This window comes from Pontibacter roseus DSM 17521 (genome assembly GCF_000373265.1).
Classification (GTDB): Bacteria; Bacteroidota; Bacteroidia; order Cytophagales; family Hymenobacteraceae; genus Pontibacter; species Pontibacter roseus.
In genome coordinates this window covers 1277451-1300537 of sequence record NZ_KB890761.1, presented here as the reverse complement: position 1 = coordinate 1300537, position 23087 = coordinate 1277451, and the positions used below count along the sequence as shown (strand labels likewise).

Below are 23087 nucleotides of genomic sequence, written 5' to 3'. Positions count from 1 at the left end.
TAATACAAGTTTTATGTTTTGCAAAAAAAATGCCTGCTCCCCTAGACGAGGGAAGCAGGCATTGGATAGTGACTCAGGTATAGCCGCCTAAGACTGGTTCTGCTGGGAGAACACGCGGCGCAGCAGCTCCGTGGTGCGGGCAATCGGGTTCTCGCGGATGTTCGCCTCCTCCTGCGCAACCAGCAGGAAAAGCCCATCCATCGCCTTCTGGGTCGCATACTCATCCAAGTTCGGGTTCACCTTCTGCACCAGCGGAATCTGGTTGTACTGGTTCACCAGGTCGGCGTAGTATTTGGTTGCGTTCGTCTTCTCCAGCGACTGCCGTATCACCGGCATAAAAGCGTTCTGCAGCTGTGTGGAGGTGGTGCGCTTCAGGTACTGGGTGGCCGCGTCTTTGTCGCCTTTCAGTATGCCCCAGGCATCCTGGATGGTCATCTGCTTGATGGCGCTCACAAAAATAGGCACAGCGCTCTTGGCCGCGTCCTCGGCACCCCGGTTCAGCGTCATCACGAAACGGTCCACCTCATTGCCGAGACCCACCTTGCGTAGTGTGTTCTCCACTTTCTGCACATCTGCCGGGAACGGGATGCGTATGAGAGAGTTTTTGTAGTAGCCGTCGGTCTGCGATGCCTGGCTGGAGCCTTTCTTGATGCCGACCTCCAGGGCCTGCCGCAGCCCAGAGGCCACTTCCTCGCGGGATAATGTGGTGGCTCCACCAGTGCCGGCTATGACGCCATCCACGGTGCGCTGCACTTCGGCCACAGTACAGGCCGATGCTCCCAGCGTAAGGGCTATGAGGGAAGAGTAAACGAGTCTTTTCATATGAATTGGTTTTTAAAGCCAAGTGATGGCTGGGCTATACCTGCAAATATGGATGAAATTAGAGAAAATAACCGCAGGCATAGGCCATATCACCCGAACATCTTTAACTTGAAACAGTTTTTCATACCTACGCACAAATCAGACCAAATTTAAAGCCATGGAAGCAGTACATGCAGAAATAATAACAGTGGGCGATGAAATCCTGTTCGGGCAAATAGTGGACACCAACTCCGCCTGGATGGGCACCGAACTGACCAAAATAGGGGTCAGGGTAAAGCAAATCACCTCCATATCCGATAATGCCGAACACATTGTAACAGCCCTCGATGACGCCAGAACCCGCGCAGACATCATCCTGATAACAGGCGGCCTCGGCCCCACCAAAGATGACCTCACCAAAAACGTGCTGGCGGACTACTTCCATACAGAGCTCAAATTGCACAAACCTTCCTTGGCCGATGTGTCGGCAATCTTCAAGAGCCGCGGTTATGAGCTAACGGAGCTGAACCGACAGCAGGCCTTTTTGCCCGCCTCCTGCACCCCGGTGCGCAACGTGCTGGGCACAGCGCCAGGTATGTGGTTCGAGGACCAGGGGAAAGTCTTCGTGTCGATGCCAGGCGTACCCTTTGAGATGAAGCGGATGATGGAAGACATCGTATTGCCGCAACTCAAGGCCTATTTCAAAACGCCGGAGATTATACACAGAGTCATACAGACAGTGGGTATACCTGAGTCGATGCTGGCAGAAAAGCTGGAGGACTGGGAAGACAACCTGCCGCCGCACATCCGGCTGGCCTACCTGCCCCACCTGGGCGGCGTGCGCCTCCGCCTGACTGGCACAGGGGAAAACAAGCAGCAGTTGGAGCAGGAACTGGACCAGGAGGTAGCCAAATTGACGGCACTTATACCTAAGTCCATCTTCGCCTATGGCGAAGTGCCGCTGGAGGAGGCGCTGGGGCAGCTGATGAAAGAACGAAAACTGACCATTGCCACCGCCGAAAGCTGCACGGGCGGCTATCTGGCCCACAGAATAACCAGCGTTCCGGGTAGCTCGGCCTACTACATGGGCAGCATCATCGCCTACCACAACGACGTGAAAATACAGGAACTGGGTGTGAAACCTGAAACCCTTCAGCAGCATGGCGCCGTAAGCGAGGCTACCGTGCGCGAAATGGCCGAGAACGTGCGCGCTAAGCTCAAGGCGGACATTGGGGTGGCCACCAGCGGCGTAGCCGGGCCAGACGGCGGTACGGCCGAGAAGCCGGTTGGCACCATCTGGATAGCCTATGCCGACAAGAATGGCACAAAAGCAAAACTCCTCCAATACAACAAAAACCGTCAGCTCAATATTGAGTATACTGCCTTGGCCGTGCTCAACCTCATCCGCCAAACTTTGAATATAGCGGTTGAGGAATAGGCTAAAATCACTAACTTTGTCTGGGTTTTGCAGAAAAAGACCTTATTGACCAAGGATGCAAGCTGTAGGTGAATCCCCTATCTCTTCTGTCCGGCATCTTTATACCTAAATCAAAAAAGACCAAAATAAAATATGGCACTTGTAGAAATGGTGATGCCCAAAATGGGCGAAAGTATCATGGAAGGTACCGTCTTGAAATGGCTCAAAAACGTGGGTGACACCATTGAGCAGGACGAATCGGTGCTGGAAGTAGCTACAGATAAGGTGGATACGGAAGTACCTGCCATCCAAGGCGGTGTGCTGAAAGAGATACTGGTAAAAGAAGGTGACGTGGTGGCCGTAGGCGCGCCGATTGCCATCATCTCTACCAATGGCGAAGATACAGCTGCGGCCCCTGCTGCCGCTCAGGCTCCAGCCGCCGCACCTCAGGTGGATGCACAGCCCGCAGTTGCCGCTTCGGCCCCTGCCACCGCTTCGCTAGCGAAGCTTGACCAGCCTGCCTCTAGCCGTTTCTACTCCCCGCTTGTGCTCAACATAGCCCGCGAAGAGGGTATTTCCATGCAGGAGCTGGAATTCGTGCCAGGTACCGGCAGCGAAGGCCGTGTATCCAAGAAAGACATTCTCGCCTATGTAGAGAGCCGCAAAAACGCACCGCAGCAAGCCGCTGCTCCACAGGCCCAGCCACAAGTTCAAGCTCCAGCTGCTGTGCCTCAGCCTGCTCTGGCACCTGTTGCTCAGCCTCAGGCTGCCCCTGTCGCCGCCAAGCCGGCTGCTTCTTACAGTGGCAACGTAGAGATAATCGAGATGGACCGCATGCGCAAGATGATTGCTGACCGCATGGTGGACAGCAAGCGCATCTCCCCGCACGTGACTTCGTTTGTGGAGGCCGATGTGACCAACATCGTGAACTGGCGCAACAAGTGGAAGAACGACTACAAGCGACGCGAAGGCGAGAACCTGACCTTCACGCCTATCTTCATCGATGCCATTGCCAAGGCGATTAAAGACTTCCCGATGATTAACGTGTCCGTGGACGGTGGCAACATCATCCGACACAAGGACATCAACATAGGTATGGCGGTGGCCCTGCCAAGTGGCAACCTGATTGTGCCGAACATCAAGAACGCCGACCAGCTCAACCTGAACGGCCTGACCAAGAAAGTAAATGACCTGGCGAACCGCGGCCGCATCAACAAACTGACGCCGGACGATTTGGCTGGCGGTACCTATACCGTCTCCAACGTGGGCTCATTTGGCAACGTGATGGGCACGCCTATCATCATGCAGCCGCAGGTAGCTATCATGGCCGTGGGTGCTATCAAGAAGAAGCCAGCCGTGATTGAGACGCCGGAGGGAGACCTGATAGGTATACGCCACTTCATGTTCCTGTCGCACTCCTATGACCACCGCGTGGTGGACGGCTCTCTGGGCGGTATGTTTGTGCGCCGCGTGGCGGACTACCTGGAGAACTTCGACGTGAACCAGAGCATCTAAGGTATAGAACATCCCATAGACCCTGCCCCGGTAAACCGGGGCAGGGTTTTTTGTTGCCTTTGCAACCCTTTTATTTTAATCCCCGAATCTTACAACTGCCACAATTCACTAACTTAGCTGCCGTAAATCTTCAACACCCGATTCCCGTTTACAGGAGATATCACTAACTACCCAACACTATGAGAAATGCCATTGCCTGGATTGTGGCGGCTGTTTTTCTTTTCGCCGCCCTGTATTTCTATTGGCAAAAGAATGAAGCGGAAAGCCGCCTGCGCATAGCCGATAATAAGCTAGCTGAAACTGACCAGCAACTGGAGCAGGAAGAAGCCGAAACTGACTCGCTGGAGGAGATGGTGCTCCCGCCGGATACCATGGCCGTGGTACCTCCCGGAGGAACTGAATTTGTGGATGAACTGGGTAGCTTGAGTGAGATCGACATACAGAAACTCAGACAGAAAGGCCTGCGCAACCCCGAAGCAGATTTAATGAACGACTTGAACCGGAAACAAGGCCAGTTGATTCCTGCAGAGGGAGTATTGGGCGGCAAGATGGCCATACGCGACAGCCGCATCCTGAACGACCGCTATGCCATGGCCTACTTTGAAGACGGACACAACGGCGGCTATATGGTTCTAAAGTATGAGGTAAAAGACGGGAACATCACCTGGAAAGTAGTCGACAGCTCCCGGCTGTAGCCTCTAGCACAGAATTTGAGTATAGGAAAAAGGCACCAACCCTACTGACATGATTCACCTTCACACGCTTCTCCCTGTACTCCTTTCCTTTCTTCTTTACCAGGTAGCTGACCTGCAGCTGGCACGGGACATCAACAAGGATGCCCAGATACTGGACAGCACCTCCGTCTACATCAGCGATAATGCCTCGCTGAGCCCTTCCCTACAAACCGTAGCCAACGACCTGCAGCTGTTCCAGGTGATGGCAAGCATAGACCTGTCTCAAAGCGGGTACACCAGCCAGCAACGCGGCAAGCACCTGGTCCATACCTGGCGATTCGGTGAGGGTCCTATCAAGGCCATCCACCAAATTGAGACCGCCATCGCCTTAGACACGGTGGTGACGCAGCGCTACCTCGAGAACCGGGCACCTACGCAGCAGCGCATCATGAACAAATTCACGTTCAGGACTTATGCTGTTTCTACAGCTGCTGCTCCTATCAAACTCTACTACCTTACCGAGGAGGAGCAGGGACTCCTGGAATATAAAATAGATGAACGCCAAGTGGAACTCATATATCCCAAGAAAAAGCAAGGCCTGAGTGACATCATGCCGAAGCTGAAGGATGAACTGGACAGGTTGGTAGTGGAGCTGAGTAAGGGGGGAAAATAGCGAGTTACTGACTGTCGTTGGTGGCTGACCTTCGTTTCATAGCTTCTGCTGTTCTAATGCCTTAGCACCTTTTGTTCCTTTGCTTTGGCTTTGGCATTCCATCCGTGGGTGCTTAGTACCTAGTCTAAATAATTGTTCCCGCTCTGTTTAGCCCTGAAATGCCGGGTCCACCCTCCTGCCCCTCCTTGTTTAAGGAAGGGAGTCTGCCGTTACTGCTGGCTAGGTATAGGAGTTGTAGCGATGGTTTTGTGCACGATTGACATCCCCCTGCCCCCTTCGAAGGGGGACTTTCTGCCGCTGCAGTTCGTCACATCGAAGCGTTGTAGTGCATGAACACAGCCAGGCATAGCATACATTCTTGCTCTTCCGCTACGGAGCAGCGGCACCGGCCAGGCGCACCTTCCGGCGCTCCACTGTTCGAGCGTTCAGCGAGTGGGGGTAGGGGCCCTCGAGAAAGGAGCGCCTTTTCTTTTTTGCCTCCTTTTTGTGTCAAGGACAAAAAGTGAGGCCCGCCCGGCCAGGGCAAGCTACGGAGCAATTCAGCGGGCAAACTGTAAGGGCTGCCGCTACTCCAGCAAAAGCAGGTATAGGAACAAAACAACAGCGGCCGTTCCCAAACGAGAACGGCCGCTGCCATTAACTAATGCTATACCTTAAAGCGACGCCAAACTCTGCTCAATCGCATGGATTTTAGCCTCGGCATCCGCCTGTTTCTTCCGCTCGTTGGCGATGACCGCTTCCGGTGCTCCGCTCACGAAACGCTCATTGCTCAGCTTTTTCACCACTGAATTTAGGAAGCCTTTGGTGTACTCCAGTTCCTTCTGCAGACGCTCGCGTTCGGCCTCTACGTCAATGTTGCCCTCCATCGGGATGAAGAACTCGTCACCGGCCTCCACAAAGCTGATAGCACCTTCCAGATTCTCCTTCACAAAGGATATCTCGTTGATGTTCGCCAGTTTGCGGATGATGCTGAGGAAATGCTCATACCCATCTTCGTTCATCACCTTGATGGCCAAGTCTAGCGACTTGGTGTGCGGGATGTTCTTGGAATTGCGGATGTTGCGGATAGCGGCTACTACCTTGAGCACACTCTCCATCTTATCCGTCAGCTTCTTATCGAACTTCTCCTGTTTCGGCCAGGCCGCCACAATCAGGTACTCTTTGTCCTTGCGCTCCCTCAGGTCGTGCCAGATTTCCTCCGTGATGAACGGCATGAACGGATGCAGCACCTTCAGTACCCGCTCCAGGTACTCCACCGTCGTGTCTATCGTCTGCTTGTCGATAGGTTGCTGGTAGGCGGGCTTAATCATCTCCAGGTAGCTGGAGCAGAAGTCATCCCATACCAGTTTGTACACCGCCAGCAGCGCGTCCGAAATGCGGAACTTGCTGAAATGGTCCTCAATCTGAACGAAGGCCTCGTTGAAGCGGGAATCGAACCACTGCATAGCCGTCTCATTCGGGCAAGGCAGGCTCTCGTCCACTTCCCATCCTTTTATCAGGCGGAAGGCATTCCAGATTTTGTTGCTGAAGTTACGGCCCTGCTCCACTAGTTTCTCATCAAACAGCAGGTCGTTGCCGGCTGGGGAGCTGAAGAGCATGCCTGCACGCACGCCATCGGCGCCGTACTGGTCAATCAGGTCAAGCGGGTCGGGCGAGTTGCCCAGCGACTTGGACATCTTGCGGCCCTGCGCATCGCGCACGATGCCTGTCAGGTATACGTTGCGGAACGGCGGCTCCTTGCGGAACTCGTAACCGGCCATGATCATACGCGCCACCCAGAAGAAGAGAATCTCCGGAGCCGTCACCAGGTCATTGGTCGGGTAGTAGTACAGGATGTCTTTGTTGTCCGGGTCTTTGAAGCCATCAAACACCGAGATGGGCCATAGCCAAGACGAGAACCAGGTATCGAGCACATCTTCGTCCTGGCGCAGGTCGCTCAGTTGCAGCTGCTCGTTTCCATTTTCCCTACGGGCCAGTTCCAGAGCCTCTTCGGCCGTTGTGGCTACCACAAACGAGCCGTCGGGCAGGTAGAAGGCAGGTATACGCTGTCCCCACCACAGTTGGCGCGAAATGCACCAGTCGCGGATGCCTTCCATCCAGGAGCGGTACATGTTCTTGAACTTGGGTGGGTGCAGTCGGATTTCGTCGTTCATCACGGCATCCAGGGCTGGCTTGGCCATGGCATCCATCTTGCAGAACCACTGCATGGACAAACGTGGCTCAATCACGGCACCCGTACGCTCTGAAGTCTGCAGTACGCTGGCGTACTCCTCCATCTTCACCAGCAGTCCTGCTTCCTGCAGGTCCTTCACGATGTTGCGGCGGGCTGCAAAACGGTCCTGGCCCACGTATAGCTGCGCCTGCTCGTTCAGGGTGCCGTCGTTGTTCAGGATGTCAATGATAGGCAGCTTGTGCTTCTGACCCAGTTCGTAGTCGTTCAAATCGTGCGCTGGCGTCACCTTCAGGGCACCCGTACCGAACTCAATGGACACATATTCATCCAAAATCACCGGAATCTCTTTGCCGAGCAACGGGATGCGCACTGACTTGCCGTGCAGGTGGGTATAGCGTGGGTCGTTCGGGTTCACGGCCACGGCCACGTCGGCCATGATGGTCTCCGGGCGCGATGTGGCCACTGTGATGTATGTTGGTTCCGAAGCACCTACCACTTCGTAGTTCAGGTGGTACATTTTGGCCATGGTGTCCTTCGGGATTACCTCTTCGTCCGATAGAGCGGTACCGCCCAGCGGGTCCCAGTTCACCATGCGCACACCGCGGTAAATCAGGCCTTTGCGGTACAGGTCCACGAACACTTCGATTACGGCAGCAGACAAATCGTCTTCCATTGTGAAGCGGGTGCGGTCCCAGTCGCAGGAGGCGCCCAGTTTCTTGAGCTGCTCCAGGATGATGCCGCCGTACTTCTCTTTCCACTCCCAGGCATAGGTCAGGAACTCCTCGCGGGAGATGTCTTTTTTGTCGATGCCTCTTTCCTTGAGCATGGCCACCACTTTCGCCTCAGTGGCGATAGAAGCGTGGTCGGTTCCCGGCACCCAGCAAGCCTCCTTGCCCTTCATGCGCGCACGGCGGATGAGCACGTCCTGAATCGTGTTGTTGAGCATGTGGCCCATGTGCAGCACGCCCGTTACGTTAGGCGGCGGTATGACGATGGTATAGGGCTCTTTCTTCGGGTTGGGCTTGGAGCGGAAGAAGCCGCGCTGCATCCAGCTGCTGTACCACTTCTCCTCTACTTCTCTGGGGTTATATTTGGTTGAAATCGACATCGTATGGGATCATCTAATGGGAGGACAAAATTAGGAAATTTGAAGCAATTATAACTCACCTATTCCAGCATAGTAGCTAAGCGAAGTTGTAGGTTGCGCCTCAGGCTATTGCCTTATGCGACAGCGGCTTACTCTATCCGGATATCATACTTGGACAAGAGCCCGCTCAGACCGCTTTGAGAGAACCTGGCTTTCCGGATGCTGTTCACTTCCGGGTCGATGGTATAATTGTAAGCCGTAACCAGGTCGGCTTCGTTGAGCTGCGTCCGCTCGAAGACCGCACCGGCCAGGTCTGTGTTGTCAAAGACGGCCTTCGTGAGCGTTGCCTGTTCAAACACGGCGTTCTTCAAAGATGTGTTGAGGAATTGGGTTTTCGGCATTTTGCGCTTCAGGAAAGAGGCATAGTCCAGCAGGCATCCTTCGAAGCGAACCGTGAACAGAAACTCCTCCGTCTCGCCGAAGCTTATACCCGTCAGTTTGCATTCTTTGAACGTCACGTTGTTTAGCGTGGACCTGTTCAGCTTGAGCATGGCGAGGTTGCAGCCTACGAACTGGCAGTCGGTGAAGCGGTTCTGGGAAAAATCCCCGTTGGAGAAATCACAGTTCTTGAAAACACAGTCTTCAAACTCCCTGCCCTTGATTGGCTTGCCGGGGTATAGGACTTTCTCGAATGTCTTGTTCTGATGCAGGAGCTCGTTCATGGGTTTTGTTTTAGGTCCTTGAAAATGCAAAAGCCCGCCGGAGAGGCAGGCTTCTGTGTTTTGGTTTGTGCTATACCTAGCTGGCCTGGTGCAGCCAGTCCTTCTTAGCCAACAGCTCTTCCTCTGTCTCGCGGTAGTCCGGGTCATCGACGCAGCAATCCACGGGGCAGACAGCGGCGCACTGCGGCTCCTCGTGGAAGCCCATGCACTCTGTACACTTATCAGACACAATGTAGTAATACTCATCCGAGATAGGAGGCTGTGGGGCATCGCCAGGTATCACCTCGCCGCCGTCAATCTCCACTTCCTTCAGAGCCGTGCCACCGCCCCAGGTCCACTCCGCACCGCCTTCGTAAATGGCAGTGTTCGGACATTCTGGTTCGCAGGCGCCACAGTTTATACATTCATCTGTGATCATTATCGCCATAATCGTATCTCCTGTATATTTTTAGTACTTTTGTATCTAGTTTGCTTATTCTCGAACAAAATTAGGAACATTAAGTATCCCTATCAAATAAATTTTAAACCACGGCAGGCCATGACACTAGAGAACAGGATTGAAGCTTTCGTAAAACTGGGCAATCAGCTGCGGGACATGACGCCGGAAGAGCGCAAAGCCCTGTCTTTTGTGGCACAGGCCCGGAACCCGTGGTTCGACGAAGAGAACGTTTCAGCTGCCCTGCATGGCGTTACCCTGTTGCTCGATGAGCAGTACCTCCGTGAATGGCTTTACCCGTACCACCTCAAACAGGTTACACCAAAGAAGGTTGGCGTGGTCATGGCAGGCAACATACCCATGGTGGGTTTCCATGATTTTCTGTCGGTGCTGCTGAGCGGCCACCACCTGCTGGCTAAGTTGAGTTCCGATGATGATGTACTCATGCGCCGCCTGGCCAGCATGCTGGTGGCCATTGAGCCGGCCTTTGCCAACCGGTTTGAGTTCGTGGACATGCTCAAAGAGGCCGATGCCATCATCGCGACTGGCTCTGACAATACGGCGCGCTATTTCGAGTACTATTTTGCCAAGCGCCCGCACATCATCCGCAAAAACCGCACGAGCATAGGCATACTGACTGGCCACGAGGAAGAGGATGACTTGCGTAACCTGGGGGAAGATGTTTTCCGCTACTACGGCCTGGGATGCCGCAACGTGTCCAAGCTGTATGTGCCGGAGGGCTATACCTTTGACAAGTTCTTTGAAGCCAATGAGCACCACAAAGGTATATTGGAGCACCACAAGTACCACAACAACTACGACTACAACAAGTCCATCCTGCTGGTGAACCGCGAGCCGCACTTCGACAACGGCTTCATGCTAGTGCAGCCAAGCCAGCAGCTCGTGTCTCCTATTTCCGTGCTGTTCTACGAGACCTTTGACTCTCTGCCGGACCTGCGCCAGAAACTGACTGCTGTTAAAGAGAAGACGCAGTGCGTGGTATCCGCCCACGGCTGGCTAGAGGGTAGCATTCCGTTCGGTGACGCCCAGTGCCCTATGCCATGGGACTATGCTGATGGTGTGGACACGATGGCGTTTCTGCAGAAGTTGTAACGAGACCCAAAGTATCTCATGCGTAGATGGCTAGTTTGGGCTTTTGTAGTCTTCATCGCCTCCACCCTCACAGGATGGTGGGTATACAATATATACAAACCAACCTATACCTTCACTAAACCAGCTCAAGCGGCCCTTGTCATTAGTTTTGATGACCGCTATGTCGAGGCGTGGCATAAACATCGTGACCTCTTCAAGAGGTATGGCGTACGGGCCACCTTTTTCATTACCGTTACTGACCAGCTGACAGCAGCAGAAGTACAGATGCTGCGTGATTTGTCAGCTGATGGACATGAAATTGCCAGCCACAGCTTCACACATATTAATGCTCCAAAATTTGTTAAGCAGGAAGGCATGGCAGCTTATGTGGAGCAGGACATTATACCTTCTATTAAAACTCTCCAATCACAGGGATTTTCCCCTGTTACTTTTGCATACCCCTACGGTGCCAGGAGCAGAGAACTAGACCGCGAATTGTCTAAATACTTTTACCTCCTCCGGGGAGATTCTTGGAAGGATGCAGGTAAAGGTATAGACGAGCTTGATAGGATTTACTACACTTTTAGTGGCAGGCGCGTCATACACGCTTTAGGTATAGATGCTAACAGCGGTGTCAGTTTGCAAGACCTTGAGGCAGGATTCGCACGCGCCTCACGCAACAAAGAGGCTATTAATATTTATGCTCATAATATTTCCGAGGATTCGGCAGGGTATAGTATTTCACCTCACACCTTGGAGAAAATATTTAAACTCGCGAAGCAATACCAGCTCCAGTCACTCACCTTTCGTGACCTAGTATTGTAAAACAACTAGGATTTTCTGTTTGCTCATTCAAGCATACCGGTTTCTGTTGTCTCTTCTTCCGGCCAACTCCTTTGTTGTTGATAGGATTTCATAAACCCGGCTGCTGCAGAACCAATGTGGCTCCATGGCTTGTTTTGTGGTTGTATATTCGCCATCACTAAGCAGCATGACTATGAAGAGAACAGAAAAGAAGGCAAACCTGATTGAGAAGGAGCGCATCCCGATGCTCCACTTCAGCCAGGAAGATGTACTCAAAGACCCCGCCGCGCGCAGCATCCGCTACTACGAGGCAAACCGCGCCACCATACTCGGAAATGTGTACCACAACAAGGCCCTTATCACTTTCTGCACCGACGACGGCGATGTGAAGCAAGTGGAAACCACCATCTGGAGCTACGATGACAAGTTCGTGCTACTCAAATCCGGCACGTTCCTCCCCCTTAAGTCTATTCTAAAGATAGAGAACTGCTAGAATTGCAGGTATAGGCACTAATGAAACAGCCCGCAGAGAAAAGCTCCTCTGCGGGCTGTTTGGATTTGCTTCCATTCAATTAACTGCAAAATGAGTTTGTAGCAATGTCAAAGGTGCTCCACATTGCCTGGTACTCAACTATACCCTATCCAGCACTTTCACAATCAGACTATCTATCACCTCTTCACTGTTCGTTGCAAATTCTTGGGTGATGCGGTTGGCCACAATGGCATTGAGCGACAGCATCTCGTGGCCCAACAGACGGCCCATGGCGTAATAGCCAGCGGTCTCCATCTCAAAATTAGTAAGCTGGAAGTCGCAAACCCGGAAGTCCTGGTATACCTGGAGCAGGTCGGGGTTGCGCAAACCGGCTCGCAGCACACGGCCCTGCGGCGCATAGAAGCCAGGACAGGTCAGCGTGTTGCCAGGCGCCATGTCAAAGGCAATCTTCTCAATCAGGCTTCTGGAGCCGTTCACGCAATAAGGACGGAAGCCAACACCCAGTTGCTCCTGCAACGCTCTGGCGATGCTCTGCTCGTTCTCGTCCTGCTCCAGCGGGTAGAACTCCATGAGCGAATCTAAGCCTACGCCATAGTGTGAAGCCAGGTGGCTGCCTAGCGGAATCTGCTTTTGCAATGAACCGGAAGTACCCACTCGGATAATCTTTAGGGCTATCTTCTCCTCGTTCGGCTCCCGCGACTGGAAGTCAATGTTCACCAGAGCATCTAGTTCGTTCATCAGGATGTCGATGTTGTCGGTGCCCATACCGGAGGAGATGACAGTGAGGCGTTTGCCTTTGTAGTAGCCGGTATGCGTCACGAACTCGCGCTTAGTCACCTGCACTTCTATCTCATCAAAGTACTTGCTCACCATAGGCACCCGGTCCGGGTCGCCAACCGTGATGATGGTATCGGATATGTGCTCCGGCAGCAGGTTGAGGTGGTACACGGTGCCGTTCTTGTTGATGATTAATTCTGATTCTGGAATAACCATGGTTCGTCTGTTGATTTTGGGGACAGGTATAAAACAAAGAAAAGCGTGGCTGGTAGGCACACGCTTTCCTGAGCTTTAGAGAATACTTAATTAGATACGTGAGAAGTCTTGCGGCGGTTAAATCCCTTGAGCGGGTTGTAGCCGTTCATCTGCTTCTGGTAATAGCCGGTGCCGTCGTAGGGACGCTTTTCCGGGTGCTCTTTGCACTCGGTGGAGCAGGCGCCATCCAGTTCCCAACCGCATTTCTCGCAGATAGGCACGTGCAGGTTGCATACCGGGTTGGCGCAGTTCACCATGCGGTCCTCTTCGGTGCCGCACACATGGCACTTCGAAATCACCTTCGGGTTCACGGTGTTCACCTCCACGGCCACGCGGTTGTCGAACACGTAGCATTTGCCCTCAAAATCCTCACCACCAGCCTCCATACCGTACTTGATAATGCCGCCATGCAATTGGTATACGTCCTCGAAACCTTGCTCCAGCAGGAAGGCGCTGGCCTTCTCGCACTTGATGCCGCCGGTGCAGTAGGTCAGGATTTTCTTGTCCTTGTACTTCTCCTTCAGTTCGTTCACCTTCTCCGGAAACTCGCGGAAGTTCTCGATGTCGAGTGTCACGGCATTTTTGAAGCGGCCCACGCTATGCTCGTAGTCGGAGCGCACGTCCAGCACCACCACATCCTCGCGGTCCTTCATCTCCTTGAACTCCCTTGGGGAAAGGTGCTTGCCGGTGCGGGCGTTCGGGTCGATGTGCAGCAGGCCGGAATGTACAATCTCAGATTTGGTGCGCACATGAAGCTTGGTAAAAGCATGCGTCTCGGAGAAATCCACCTTGAAGTCGGTCTTAGCGAAGCGCGGGTCGGCATGCATGATTTGCATGTACTTATCGCAATCTTCTTTCAGGCCAGAGATGGTGCCGTTCAGGCCCTCTTTGGAGATGATGATTCGGCCGAGCAGATTCAGCTCCAGGCACAGCAGGTGGTGCTCCTCTCGGAACGCCTCAGGGTCTGCTATCGGGGTATAGCAGTAGTACAGTAGTATGCTGTAGGGTTTTTTCATAACGGCTTAGTTTCAGCTAAGTGTTAAAATTGATTGATAATTTTTTTATTGTCGTATCGCTGGATGGCTGAAAAGTCAAATTGGGGTTCCCTTCAAACAATCCGACCATCCGGCAATTCAACGGCACAAAGGTATAGGCTGCCGCTATACCTGAAAATGACCTAAATCAGTTTTGTAACAGCGCCGGCAGGTAGAAAAGTTTATTTCACGGGCGCAGCCGGGTTGCCGAACACAGTGGCTTTGGCGGGCACGTTGGCCACCACCACCGAACCAGCTCCCACACGGGCGTTCTTGCCGATTTTCACGCCGGAAACAATCACCGCACCCGTACCGATGAAGGCGCCTTCCTCTACCACCACTTCTGCGTTAATGATGGCACCGGCACCAATCTGCACGAAGTCTGCTATCTCGGCCTTTGCGTCTATCACGGCACGTGACTCAATCACGTTGTAGTTGCCGACTTTGGCGTTATTGTTGATGACAGCACCTGCCGCTACCATGTTGCCGTGGCCCAGCCAGGCGAACTCCGACACGGAGCTGAACTTATGGATAGCATTCACAGGCACCACCTTGTACTCGTCTTTCAGCATCTTGATGAGGCCTTTGCGGGCTGCCGAGTCCTCCACGGCCACGAAAACATCGCATTTCTTGCCGACGAGCTTCAAAAACTCGTTGTCCTCGGTGCTGCTCATCACCGACACATTGTTCAGCTCCTGCTGCTGCAGGTCCTTGTTATCGTCGAGGAAGCAGTAGACCACCACCTCATTGCTGTTGAAAATATCGAGTGCTGCCGTACCCAGTTTCTGGGCACCTAGTATGATTACCGGATTTTGCATAGCCTGTTTCAAATGAGGGGCAAAGGTACGAAAAGTAGCGCTAATCTGCTGAAACGAAAAGGTTTTTGTTGGTAAAGGCGCTCTGCCTGTTAGCGCACCCTTTCTTGCTGAACGGGGAGTTCGTCCTCCTCCTGCATACCCTTCGGCATGATGGAACGGAGGAAGGTATAGCTCGTGTCGCACAGCAGCAGCAGGTATACCACAAAGGGCAGCACCACCACGCGGTATCGGCTCAGCGTACCGAGGTTCGGCATGCTGTATGCCAGCAGCACGCCCATCACGAATACGTATACCAACACGGCCAACAGCAGGTAGCCGTGCGTTCTGTTCCAGCGGCTCTCCTGAAACAAATCGCGCAGGAAGGCGAAGACGAGCACCAGCAGCAGCGTGTTTTCCAAAGCCGCCAGGAAGGAGCGCAGGTTGTATACCTCCCACAGGAACGGCCGGAAGAGAAAACCAGCGAAAGCGAGCTGGGAATGCAAAGCGAAACTCAGGTAGGTGGGCTCCAGAAAAGGGAAATCTATCCGGGGCTTGTCCTGCGTGGCCCGCAGGCTCAGCTGGTGGTTCTTGTAGATGGCTTCCGGCAGCGCCTCCGGGTACAGGTTGGGGTTGAGCTGCAAGCCAACATAGGCCACGCCTGAAAACAAGAGCATCAAGACAATCGCTTTAACAGCCGGGTGGATGTGGCGCAGCTTCTCGGTGTAGAAAATCGCCTTGAGCAGCAGGGCCAGCACCAGCATCAGAATCAGCGCTACGGCCACGAAATACTTCACCAGCCAGACCACATATACCCCTACCACAAACAACACCAGGTAAAGCAGCTGCCTTTTCCAATCACCAACATAGAGCAGGTGCAGAAAGCTGCCCAGCAGCAGCCCCGTGCCACCCATGATGAAGCTCTCCTTCGCTACGCCCGATGACCAGTACAGCACCGATGGAAACAACAGAAAAGCGATGAGCGCAGGTATAGCCGTTGTGGGAAAATAGCGGGATAAGGCATTCACCAGGAACCACAGCCCCGCGAAGCTGAACAGTGACAGGTATAGCGAGCTGACAAAGTAATTGCCCTGCGTAAGCACCATAGGGATGCTGAACAGCTTGGACATGTTCCAGGCGCTCTCATAAATGGGCCGCTGCAGGCCTTCCAGTTGGGTGCCGGAGGCGTCGTTCAAGAGAAGGTAACGCAGGTAAGTGTCTATACCTTGTTCCGAAGCGACCTCGAGCATCAGCTGTGCCCGCCCGAGGTATAGAAAGGTATCGCCCTTCTGCAGCACGTATAAACTTACTACCCCGAACAGAAGCCCACAGCCCAGCTTGAGCAGAAGCGCCGGAATGAGGTATGGCCGTAGCCGAATTTCCCAGTCTTGTTTCCAGAGCCACCAGGCCAGCCCGGCCAGCACCAGCAGGTTCAGGCTGATTATCAGTATACTCACGCAGTGGGTGTGTTTTGCTTCATGATTTTGTTGCCGATAGCGCAGCGCAGGCAGTTCACTGGCTGGCAGTAGCGTTGGTAGAGCCCCAGAGCGGCCTGGTTATCGGCGGCCGAGGCGGCTTTCCAGCCTAGCTCCTCATACTGCCGCGTAACGCGATTGGAGGCTTCCTTCAGCTTTTCCAGAAGTTCCACCGCCTTATCCAGGTAAGTGAGCTCCTGGGTATGGCGGGCATAAGCCGCCAGCAGGGGCACCGCCACGTTGACAGTCAGGTTCTGCGCGCTCGACTTGCCCAACTGCACCTGCACCGCCTTCGACTCTGCTCCAAAGGTATAATGTTTTTGCCAATAAGCCGACACCGGGGCCTGCCACACTGCCTCATAGGCTTTGGCATCTTTGGTATGCATTATGGTGGAGAACAGACTTCTCTGACTGACGAGCAAAGCAGCCAGTTGCGCTAGCCGTACCGTCGGGAAGTTGGCCGGGCGCATGCGCAGGAAATTCCAGTGGTGGCGTTGCATGGCCTGCTCCTGTAACTGGTACTTCTTACTTAGGTAGGCATGCTCCCTGGCCAGCGAGGTACTGTAATCATCCACCGGCTCCGCCAGAAAACCTGCTTGCCCGAACAGCAGCGCCTCCAGCTGAAACTGGTTCGTCTGATGTTTGCGAACCACCTGCACCGGCAACGCCCGGGCCAGCCGCTCAAACGGTTCCTGGTTTATCTTAAAGCCAAAGCCCCTGCACAAGAGTTGGTAAGCCGTAGCTTCCCAGTCGGTGCCCAACTGGCGGTATACCTGCAGCACCTCCCCCCCTTTCTGCTCCAGCCGTTCGGTGAGGGCGCGGCCCAGCATCATGGTCTTGGTGATGTCGGGAACCAGCGGCCAGAAGCCGGCACAGGGTATAGCAAAAGGTGCGCGCCGCAGCTGTTCGTAGGTATGCAGCAGCGCTGGGTTGACCCGGTTTTTCAATTCCACCGTAGGGATGAGACTGCCATCAGTGCGGTATACCTGCGCGTCGGCTTCCCACACCACATGCAGCAGCACCTGGTTGTACTTGAAGTCGAGCTGGTGCTGGTGCCGCCGCCAGTCGGATGCCCGCAGGTGTATCTCCACACTCCCCGACCACTCCACCTCTCCCACCTTCAGCAGCGCCTCCTTGAAGTCCGGGCCGGCATCGGTGTTGTATACCCCCACCCGCAGCACCTGCACAGGCTTCCCTTCCACCGTCCGCAAATCGGCCTTGTCGAAGTACTGGTGCTGCCAGATGTAGTGCAGAAAATCCTCTTTCATGGGCGGTGGTTTTGCAATGGGAATGTTTACGAAGGAGGATGGTGCAGGGGTGCCGTGTAGTGAAATGCATTTCCTTCTTGTCATTCCGACCAGCGGGAGAAATCTTATACAAGTCAATCTGGATAATGTGTGTAACAGATTCCTCCTTTCGTCGGAATGACAGAACCTGTCGAACACTTGTAATGCGGGGGTACCCAAAATCTATACCTGCCATGGAATCTTTTCCTGTTGCCCACGCTTTGAGAAAGGAACCGCTGCTATACCTGCTTTCGATAGCAAAAAGGAGTAGGAACAGGAAAATACACTATCTTTGCAGCCTTAAAATTAAACGATTATGATTTCAGTTGACGCGGTAAGCGTGGAGTTCAACGGGGCGGCTCTTTTCAGCAATGTGTCCTTCAACATCAACGAAAATGACCGCATCGCCCTCATGGGGAAAAACGGCGCGGGCAAATCCACCCTGCTCAAGATAATAGCGGGGGCAAGCAAGCCCACCCGGGGCAAGGTGTCGGCTCCGAAGGACGCGGTCATTGCCTACCTGCCGCAGCACCTGCTCACCGAAGACAACTGCACCGTGTTTGAGGAGGCCTCCAAGGCATTCGCCAAGGTGCTGGACATGAAGAAGCAGATGGATGCGCTGAACGCAGAATTGGAGACCCGCACCGACTACGACTCCGATGAGTATTACAAAATCATTGAGCAGGTATCGGAGTTGGGCGAGAAATACTACTCCATCGAGGAAATCAACTTTGATGCGGAGGTAGAGGTAACGCTCAAAGGGCTGGGCTTCTCCCGCGAGGACTTTACGCGCTCTACCAACGAGTTCAGCGGTGGCTGGCGCATGCGCATCGAGTTGGCCAAAATCCTGCTCCAGAAGCCCGACCTCATCCTGCTCGACGAACCGACCAACCACCTGGACATTGAGTCCATCCAATGGCTCGAAGATTTCCTTGTGAACAACGCCAAGGCCGTGATTGTGATTTCGCACGACAAGACCTTCGTGGACAACATCACCAACCGCACCATTGAGGTGACCATGGGCCGCATCTACGACTACAAAGTAACCTACAGCCAATACCTGCAGCTGCGCAAAGAGCGCCGCGAGCAGCAGCAGAAGCAGTTCGACGACCAGCAAAAAGAGATAGACGACATCCAGACTTTCATCGACCGCTTCAAGGGCACTTACTCCAAAACCCTGCAGGTGCAGTCGCGAGTGAAGATGCTCGAGAAGATGGAAATTGTGGAGGTGGACGAGGTGGATACCTCGGCACTGAACATCAAGTTCCCGCCAGCGCCCCGCTCCGGCAACTACCCGGTGATTGTGGATGGCCTGACCAAGAAGTATGGCGACTATACCGTGTTCAAAGACGCTTCCATGACCATCAACCGGGGTGAGAAAGTTGCTTTTGTGGGCAAGAACGGCGAGGGTAAGTCCACGCTGGTGAAGGCCATTATGAACGAGATTGACTTCGAAGGAAACCTGCAACTGGGCCACAACTGCATGATTGGCTACTTCGCCCAGAACCAGGCCTCCCTCCTCGACGAGAACCTGACTGTGTTCCAGACCATTGATGAAATCGCCATTGGCGATGTGCGTACGCGCGTGAAAGACCTGCTGGGTGCTTTCATGTTCAGCGGTGACACCATCGAGAAGAAGGTGAAGGTGCTGTCAGGCGGTGAGAAGACCCGACTGGCCATGATTAAACTCCTGCTGCAGCCTGTGAACCTGCTCATCCTGGACGAACCGACCAACCACCTCGACATCAAGACCAAGGACATCCTGAAGGACGCGCTCCGGGCTTTTGATGGCACCCTGATACTCGTATCGCACGACCGCGACTTTCTGGACGGACTCGCTGACAAGGTGTTTGAGTTCGGCAACAAGCGCATACGCGAGCACTTCGAAGACATCAACGGCTTCCTGCGAAACAAGAAAATGGAGAACCTGCGTGAAATTGAACGTACCGTAGCGAAATAAAATAAGGCCCCGCAACAGGGGCCTTATTCATTCCAGCCATACCTACCCAGGACAGAACAACTATACAAAACCTTGCTTTAACAGAAGAGTAAGACCGTTACATGAACCCCACTATCAGGCAAGTCATAAGCGCGGAGCTCAAGTCTTTGTTTGAGCTGAAAAAGACGGAGCGGCTCTGGCATGTACCGGTGCTGGCTTCTTTGTGCGTGGGTTTGCCCCTGCTGGCCGGGTATGCCATCAACCGGCTCGACTACGGTATATTGGGCTGTATGGGCGGCCTGGTGATACTATACCTGCCCTCCAACGCCACGCTGGCACACCGCATGCTGACGCTCATCGCCTCCTCCTTCGGCTTTATGGTGTCCTATGCCATTGGCATTGGCTTCAGCTTCAATCCTTTTGTGTCTTCGCTGGCCCTGGGTCTGTTTGCGCTGGGTGTGCACTGGGTGGTGAATTTCTTTGCCATGAGGCCACCGGGTAGCTTCTTTTTCATCATGATTGCCTCCATTGCCAGCGCCACTCCTTTTGAGCTGGAGAGCATCCCTACCCGCATCGGGCTGATAGGTATAGGTACTATGCTGGCTTGCGTGCTGGCCTTCTTTTACAGTCTGCTCCTGTTCCGGAAACAGAAGCCTGCCACGGAACTGCTGGTGGTGAAAAAGAGTGCATCTTCCAACCTGGTGGAGTCAGTGGTGGTGGGGGTGTTTATGGGCGCTTCCCTGCTCACGGGGCACCTGCTGCAACTGAGCAACCCCTACTGGATACCTATTTCCTGCCTGGCCGTGATGCAGGGGGTGAGCATCCGGCACGTGTGGCAGCGGAGCTTTCAGCGTATTCTGGGCACTTTCCTGGGGCTGGGGCTCGCCTGGCTGCTGCTCCCGTTTTTCCCCACGCCCCTGGCCATCTGCATCGGCATTATTGTGCTGCAGTTCATCATTGAGATGCTCATTGTGCGGCATTATGGCCTGGCGGTGATTTTCATTACGCCCATGACCATTCTGCTAGCCGAAGCTGGCAGCGCTATGGCCGCTGACCCGAACACGCTCATATCATCCCGCTTTACCGACATTGTGCTGGGGAGCCTGATTGGGGCTGTGGGCGGGGTGTTCCTGTACCACCAGAAGCTGCGCCACCAAGCGGTGCGGCAAATCCGGAAGACAAAGGTAGCCATCCTGAGGAGGCAACCCGGCCGCTCTGCCTAGTACAGGCGCTGCCCATGGCTTCGCTTTGCTGCTTTTGTCTGGTTTGTAACGGACTTGGCCATAAGGCGGCGCAGCTGGCTTATGGGTGTGGTTAGCAGTAGGGATTCTTTTCATTGCCTCAGTTTCTTTTTAAGCTCTAATTTTCCTTCTTCTTTCAGTTTTTCGAATTCAGAATAGTTATAACTCTTATCTAGAGGTTCTGAGTCGGTTACTTTATAAATCTCAATATTCTTATCGTCCCACCAGTCATTCGTGTCGATTGTATCTAGTTTGTTTACTACATAAAATCTGGTCCAAGTTTTCTTTATCTCCCCCAATTCCTTTGTTTGATGATTGACAACAATGTCCCCTTGTCGAGACCTATAAAAAATGTCTTGGTTGTCACCATATCTGTCTTCAATCTCCATTCCATAAAGTCCGATTGCAATGAATAAAGCCATTCCTACTACTATTAGGCTTAGGGTTACTAATATGATTTTAAACTTTTTATTCATTGTTAGTTTGATACTAGCGCCTTACTGCTAACGTTACTCGTGCATAGTGTGGGGAGGCGTAGCCGAAACTAAACTATGAACCTTGTTGGTGGAAGTTGTTTTTTTATCTTTAAATCAAATCAAGTATAGTTCTAATTATCACAACTATACCTATCAAGCAAAATCCGAAAGAAGCAAAGTACATTTTGATGTTGCCACCATACTTGTCTTCATACCCACGCTTATTATCTTTTTGAATATCCCTGAAGATTAAAATTCCAATAATTATCGATAATAAGCCAGCTGCTAAGAGTATTACAGGCATTTAAATTTCATTATTGTTCTTACACTAAATTACACTGTGATGGCTTTCCCCTTACTTTTCATAGTTCACTATTACCACCAACTACTGTATACACGTCACTATGACGTTTATCTGCACTATGTACGTAGGCTTATTTCTAAGTCTAAATTTAGATAGAGTGATTATATTCAGCTATTCAGACCTCGTTAGCCGCATGTTGATTATTAATTCAATATATACAATATACCGATTATAGACGATACTTCTTGAGTCTTAAATAAAACACCATGAAAGAGGCAACCCAGTAGGACGCACAATGGGCCCTTATGCTGATTAGAACTTCTACATAGCCCTGCTATTTTGCCTTTTTCTAATGCACCACACTATTTAAGACAGCTTTAAAACCAACTAAATAGCCGTATATAAGCGCGTAATAACACGAGTATACACGGATGGATACACACGGGTAACCTTCTGCAAAAGGCTACATGACCGATTAAAAATCAGAGCATTAAGAAAAAAAAGGCGAGAAAACCTCTGAAACATCCGATGTGCGACTTTGCCACCTATTGCACCATTTCAATACTCCCTCCAACAAAAAAACCGCCATACCCCTGCTATAAGGCACAGGTATGGCGGTTGTGTATTGAAGAAAGCAGCAACACCTGCTGCACTGTGTTACAAATGCGTTACATACTGCTCCAGGTACTGCTCCATTTCGCGTTGCACCTCCTGGGCTGCTTCTCTGGCACGGTCAGCGAAGTCGCGGCCAGCGGAGGCGTAGATGATGGCACGGGAAGAGTTGACCAGCAGGCCGCACTGCTGATTCAGGCCCAGCCGCGAAATCTCTTCCAGGCTGCCGCCCTGTGCGCCCACGCCAGGCACCAGCAGGAAGTGGTTCGGCACGATGGCCCGCACGCGCTCAATGTGCTCGGCTTGCGTAGCCCCCACTACGTACATCATCTGACCGGTGCTGGCCCAGTTGGCGCTCTCGCGCAGCACCTGCTCAAACAGGTACTCTTCGCTGCCATCCGATAACCGGAGCATCTGGAAATCCTGGCTGCCGGGGTTGGACGTCAGCGCCAGCAGGATTACCCAGCGGCCAGGCTGCACCAGGAAAGGCTTCACCGAATCAGAACCCATGTAGGGAGCCACTGTCACGGCGTTGAAGTCCATGGTCTCGAAGAAGGCTCGGGCGTAAAGCTCCGAGGTATTGCCGATGTCGCCGCGCTTGGCGTCGGCTATCGTGAATATCTCCTGCGGAATGTGCTGAAGCGTCTTCTCCAGGCTTACCCACCCTTTCGGCCCCTGCGCCTCATAAAAGGCGATGTTCGGCTTGTAGGCCACGCAGAGGTCGGCGGTGGCCTCTATAATCTGGCGGTTGAACTCGAACACAGGGTCTTCGTTGTCCAGCAGGTGCTGCGGCAGGCGCTTGGGGTCGGTGTCCAGGCCAATGCACAGATAGGACTTCTTCTGGAGGATTTGCTCAAACAGCTTTTCTCTGGTCATAACAGGTATAGGAGCTAAGGTTCAGGTATAGCAAAGCTACGTTTTTACGGGCAGGCGCAAAAGTTTTTATACCTGCGTTGGCCTAAAATGGCGCTGTCCAGATAAATCGGCCACAGGCCTTGCAACCTTTC

The 23087-nt window shown here is 53.1% G+C and carries 20 protein-coding genes; 9 read left to right on the top strand and 11 right to left on the bottom strand.

The features are described 5' to 3' along the window. Nucleotides 1-87 precede the first annotated feature (87 nt). Nucleotides 88-822 carry a DUF4197 domain-containing protein gene (locus B051_RS0106035; RefSeq protein ID WP_018477286.1) on the bottom strand — a complete coding sequence of 245 codons (735 nt, stop codon included), beginning with the start codon at nucleotides 820-822 and terminating at the stop codon, nucleotides 88-90. 157 nt (nucleotides 823-979) lie between these two features. Here B051_RS0106035 and B051_RS0106030 point away from each other — a divergent pair, with 157 nt between their 5' ends. The 4 genes from B051_RS0106030 (at nucleotide 980) to B051_RS0106015 (ending at nucleotide 5080) form a co-directional block, all read left to right on the top strand. Beyond that, nucleotides 980-2239 (top strand): competence/damage-inducible protein A, encoded by a 1260-nt coding sequence (locus tag B051_RS0106030; RefSeq protein ID WP_018477285.1) that lies wholly within the window; start codon nucleotides 980-982, stop codon nucleotides 2237-2239. A gap of 132 nt (nucleotides 2240-2371) precedes the next feature. After that, nucleotides 2372-3733 carry a dihydrolipoamide acetyltransferase family protein gene (locus tag B051_RS0106025; protein WP_018477284.1) on the top strand — a complete coding sequence of 454 codons (1362 nt, stop codon included), beginning with the start codon at nucleotides 2372-2374 and terminating at the stop codon, nucleotides 3731-3733. Nucleotides 3734-3912: 179 nt separating this feature from the next. Beyond that, the gene (locus B051_RS0106020) at nucleotides 3913-4428 is read left to right on the top strand and encodes a hypothetical protein (RefSeq protein ID WP_018477283.1); all 516 of its coding nucleotides are present in this window, start codon (nucleotides 3913-3915) and stop codon (nucleotides 4426-4428) included. Nucleotides 4429-4477: 49 nt separating this feature from the next. Beyond that, a complete protein-coding gene (locus B051_RS0106015; RefSeq protein WP_018477282.1) occupies nucleotides 4478-5080 on the top strand; it encodes a hypothetical protein in 603 nt (200 codons plus the stop codon). Nucleotides 5081-5733: 653 nt separating this feature from the next. On the opposite strand, the gene B051_RS0106010 is transcribed toward B051_RS0106015, so the two are convergent. The 3 genes from B051_RS0106010 to B051_RS0106000 form a co-directional block, all read right to left on the bottom strand. Beyond that, a complete protein-coding gene (locus tag B051_RS0106010) occupies nucleotides 5734-8361 on the bottom strand; it encodes a valine--tRNA ligase (protein ID WP_018477281.1) in 2628 nt (875 codons plus the stop codon). Between the two features lie 128 nt (nucleotides 8362-8489). Beyond that, entirely contained in the window at nucleotides 8490-9062 is a 573-nt protein-coding gene (locus tag B051_RS0106005) for a pentapeptide repeat-containing protein (RefSeq protein WP_018477280.1), read from the bottom strand. Between the two features lie 76 nt (nucleotides 9063-9138). Beyond that, complete coding sequence (locus B051_RS0106000) at nucleotides 9139-9489, bottom strand: 4Fe-4S dicluster domain-containing protein (RefSeq protein ID WP_026236218.1); 351 nt, start codon at nucleotides 9487-9489, stop codon at nucleotides 9139-9141. Nucleotides 9490-9600: 111 nt separating this feature from the next. On the opposite strand from B051_RS0106000, the gene B051_RS0105995 reads away from it, so the two are divergent. From B051_RS0105995 to B051_RS0105985, 3 genes are all read left to right on the top strand, one after another. Next, nucleotides 9601-10611, top strand: coding sequence for an acyl-CoA reductase (locus tag B051_RS0105995; RefSeq protein WP_018477278.1), 1011 nt, complete (start codon nucleotides 9601-9603; stop codon nucleotides 10609-10611). Between the two features lie 18 nt (nucleotides 10612-10629). Beyond that, entirely contained in the window at nucleotides 10630-11415 is a 786-nt protein-coding gene (locus tag B051_RS0105990; RefSeq protein ID WP_018477277.1) for a polysaccharide deacetylase family protein, read from the top strand. A gap of 172 nt (nucleotides 11416-11587) precedes the next feature. Further along, nucleotides 11588-11887 (top strand): hypothetical protein, encoded by a 300-nt coding sequence (locus tag B051_RS0105985; RefSeq protein WP_018477276.1) that lies wholly within the window; start codon nucleotides 11588-11590, stop codon nucleotides 11885-11887. A gap of 138 nt (nucleotides 11888-12025) precedes the next feature. On the opposite strand, the gene B051_RS0105980 is transcribed toward B051_RS0105985, so the two are convergent. The 5 genes from B051_RS0105980 to B051_RS0105960 all read right to left on the bottom strand — a co-directional run bounded on the left by B051_RS0105980 (nucleotide 12026) and on the right by B051_RS0105960 (nucleotide 17490). Further along, entirely contained in the window at nucleotides 12026-12880 is an 855-nt protein-coding gene (locus B051_RS0105980) for a nucleoside phosphorylase (RefSeq protein ID WP_018477275.1), read from the bottom strand. Between the two features lie 86 nt (nucleotides 12881-12966). Then, nucleotides 12967-13935, bottom strand: a complete 969-nt coding sequence (trhO, locus tag B051_RS0105975; protein ID WP_018477274.1) for an oxygen-dependent tRNA uridine(34) hydroxylase TrhO — start codon at nucleotides 13933-13935, stop codon at nucleotides 12967-12969. A 200-nt stretch (nucleotides 13936-14135) separates the two neighbouring features. After that, nucleotides 14136-14771 carry a NeuD/PglB/VioB family sugar acetyltransferase gene (locus B051_RS0105970; RefSeq protein ID WP_018477273.1) on the bottom strand — a complete coding sequence of 212 codons (636 nt, stop codon included), beginning with the start codon at nucleotides 14769-14771 and terminating at the stop codon, nucleotides 14136-14138. An 89-nt stretch (nucleotides 14772-14860) separates the two neighbouring features. Continuing rightward, nucleotides 14861-16204: a hypothetical protein gene (locus B051_RS0105965; RefSeq protein ID WP_018477272.1), complete on the bottom strand. Its 1344-nt coding sequence runs from the start codon at nucleotides 16202-16204 to the stop codon at nucleotides 14861-14863. Then, a complete protein-coding gene (locus B051_RS0105960) occupies nucleotides 16201-17490 on the bottom strand; it encodes a DUF2851 family protein (RefSeq protein ID WP_018477271.1) in 1290 nt (429 codons plus the stop codon). Before B051_RS0105960 ends, B051_RS0105965 begins: the two co-directional genes overlap by 4 nt. A gap of 334 nt (nucleotides 17491-17824) precedes the next feature. Here B051_RS0105960 and B051_RS0105955 point away from each other — a divergent pair, with 334 nt between their 5' ends. Together B051_RS0105955 and B051_RS0105950 are read left to right on the top strand one after the other, a co-directional pair. Further along, nucleotides 17825-19468, top strand: coding sequence for an ABC-F family ATP-binding cassette domain-containing protein (locus B051_RS0105955; RefSeq protein WP_018477270.1), 1644 nt, complete (start codon nucleotides 17825-17827; stop codon nucleotides 19466-19468). A gap of 101 nt (nucleotides 19469-19569) precedes the next feature. Further along, entirely contained in the window at nucleotides 19570-20670 is a 1101-nt protein-coding gene (locus B051_RS0105950; protein ID WP_018477269.1) for an FUSC family protein, read from the top strand. 110 nt (nucleotides 20671-20780) lie between these two features. On the opposite strand, the gene B051_RS0105945 is transcribed toward B051_RS0105950, so the two are convergent. Together B051_RS0105945 and pyrF are read right to left on the bottom strand one after the other, a co-directional pair. Continuing rightward, nucleotides 20781-21164, bottom strand: coding sequence for a hypothetical protein (locus B051_RS0105945; protein WP_018477268.1), 384 nt, complete (start codon nucleotides 21162-21164; stop codon nucleotides 20781-20783). Between the two features lie 961 nt (nucleotides 21165-22125). Further along, nucleotides 22126-22956, bottom strand: coding sequence for an orotidine-5'-phosphate decarboxylase (gene pyrF / locus B051_RS0105935; RefSeq protein WP_018477266.1), 831 nt, complete (start codon nucleotides 22954-22956; stop codon nucleotides 22126-22128). Nucleotides 22957-23087 lie beyond the last annotated feature (131 nt).